Genomic DNA, 490 nt, shown 5'->3' with positions numbered 1-490 from the left:
TTCGCTATTCGCATTATACGTTGGTCATGTGTACAATTAAATATATAAATCTAAGAAAAGGGAGTGTCATAGATGGATTTAGGATTAACGGGAAAAGCAGCCTTTGTTGCAGGTTCAAGTAAAGGTCTTGGCAAAGCAAGCGCACGCGAATTGGCACGTGAGGGTGCAAATGTAGTTATTTCGGGACGAAATGAAGCAGAGCTTCAGCGGACGCAGGCTGAATTACAGGAAACAGCGAGTGTTCGCGTTGAATATGTAGTTTGTGATGTTACCAAGCCTGAACATATTTTCCAGGCTATCCGCCGTACAGTTGATTGGTTTGGCACCGTCGATATTTTGGTCAGCAATGCGGGCGGTCCTCCTGCGGGCACCTTTGATGATTTTTCAGATGAAGTATGGATGCAGGCCTTTGAGCAAAATTTACTTAGTCATATCCGGTTGATCCGTGAGGCGTTACCCTACATGAAAAAACAACAAAGCGGTAGAATTT

At 44.1% G+C, this 490-nt stretch carries 1 protein-coding gene; it reads left to right on the top strand.

Annotated features, from left to right (window positions below; genetic code table 11):
- Positions 1-72: 72 nt before the first annotated feature.
- The coding region (locus tag AC5V8P_RS26070) for an SDR family NAD(P)-dependent oxidoreductase (RefSeq protein ID WP_495474112.1) at positions 73-490 on the top strand (418 nt) is incomplete at its 3' end.

The organism is Paenibacillus sp. N119s, from assembly GCF_059447605.1.
This window is presented reverse-complemented; position numbering and strand designations above follow the sequence as displayed.